1 protein-coding gene and 1 pseudogene are annotated in these 1,838 nt (G+C 41.2%); one reads left to right on the top strand and one right to left on the bottom strand.

Annotation, left to right across the window (positions count from 1 at the left end):
* Positions 1–1,113, bottom strand: a 1,113-nt coding sequence (locus tag SORDD16_RS03735) for a DEAD/DEAH box helicase family protein (RefSeq protein WP_164966480.1), incomplete at its 3' end; no start/stop codon positions are given.
* 241 nt (positions 1,114–1,354) lie between these two features.
* Here SORDD16_RS03735 and SORDD16_RS11645 point away from each other — a divergent pair.
* Positions 1,355–1,838, top strand: a pseudogene (locus SORDD16_RS11645) (transporter substrate-binding domain-containing protein); the annotation flags it as partial.

The following is a 1,838-nucleotide window of genomic DNA, read 5'->3' as shown; positions in this document are numbered from 1 at the left end:
GAAACCATAATTGACCAACATTTCCTTACGAGAGCGGTCTCCATTGTACATGCCCTTGATCTGCCCCATGGTCATGTGGCTTTCATCAATCATGATCAAGAAATCATCTGGGAAAAAGTCGAGAAGCGTATAAGGAGGCTCTCCTTCGCTACGACCATCCATGTGACGAGAATAGTTCTCAACCCCATTTGTATAACCCATCTCACGTAACATCTCAATATCATACTCTGTCCGTTGTTTCAAACGCTGGGCCTCTAGCAGTTTGCCTTTCTTCTCAAAGACAGCTAACTGCTCTTCTAACTCTGCTTGAATCTTGGCAATAGCAACCTCCATGTGGTCGTCATTGGTCACAAAGTGAGTGGCAGGGAAAATCGCCAAATGATCCACTTCTCCCAATACCTGACCTGTCAAAGCTTCAACTTCACGGATACGGTCAATCTCATCCCCGAAAAACTCAACACGAAAGGCATGCTCATCACGAGATGCTGGGAAAATCTCCACCACATCCCCACGCACACGAAATCTTCCCCGTTGGAAATCAATATCATTGCGTTCAAACTGGATATCGACCAAATCATTCAAGAGTTTATCACGCGAAATCTCAAGACCTGGACGGAGACTAACAACACTGTCAGCGTATTCCTTTGGCGAACCCAGACCATAAATACAAGAAACAGAAGCCACAACAATGACATCATTGCGCTCCAGAAGGGCTGAAGTCGCTGAGTGACGGAGCTTGTCAATCTCGTCATTGACCGAGCTATCCTTCTCAATATAGGTATCACTCGAAGGGACATAAGCCTCGGGTTGGTAATAGTCATAGTATGAAACAAAGTACTCAACAGCATTTTCAGGGAAAAATTCCTTAAACTCCCCATAGAGCTGACCAGCTAGGGTTTTGTTATGGGCAATGACCAAAGTCGGTTTATTGACTTTGGAAATGACCTGACTCATGGTATAGGTCTTCCCTGTACCAGTCGCCCCCATGAGGATTTGAGCTTTCTCTCCACCCTCGATATTGTCAACCAACTGCTCGATTGCTTGGGGTTGATCTCCTGAAGGTTCATATTTTGATACTAGTTTAAATTTATTATCTGTAATTCGATTGATCATAATTGCCTCGCATGCCTTTTATTTCTTCTATTTTACCATAAATTCCATTAGATTCTTTATCTATTGATTTAGCAAATTCGCACTTTTATGTCACATCTTCTTACATGAAAATCATTAAAATTTGCCTTCTGGCTTTTTTTCTGTTATAATTAAAAAATATTCAGAAAGGAGACTAAAAATGAAGAAAAAAATCCTAGCATGTTTGCTCATTTTATTTCCCATTTTCTCACTAGGAATAGCAAAAGCTGACACTGTTAAATCAGAGTATATTATTGCAAGTGATTCATCCTTTGCACCTTTTGTATTTCAAAATTCAAACAACGAGTATACTGGTATAGATATGGATTTGATTAAGGCTATTGCCAAAGACCAAGGTCTCGAAATCAAGATTACCAATCCAGGATTTGACGCAGCTATTAACGCAGTTCAATCTGGACAAGCAGATGGAATGATCGCAGGTATGTCTGTCACTGACGCTCGTAAAGCCACCTTTGACTTCTCTGACTCCTACTATACTGCTAATACCATTCTCGGTGTGAAAGAATCAAGCACCATTGCTTCTTATGAGGATCTCAGGGATAAGACAGTTGGTGTTAAAAACGGGACTGCTTCTCAAACTTTCCTAACAGAGAACCAAAGCAAATACGGCTACAAGATTAAAACCTTTTCAGATGGTTCATCTATGTATGACAGTCTCAACACTGGAGCTATCGATGCCGTGATGG

Origin of the sequence: Streptococcus oralis (assembly GCF_001578945.1) — a bacterium.
GTDB classification, from domain to species: Bacteria; Bacillota; Bacilli; order Lactobacillales; family Streptococcaceae; genus Streptococcus; species Streptococcus oralis_Q.
The sequence above is the reverse complement of the archived record's forward strand: the minus strand, read 5'-3'. Positions and strand labels throughout refer to the sequence as shown.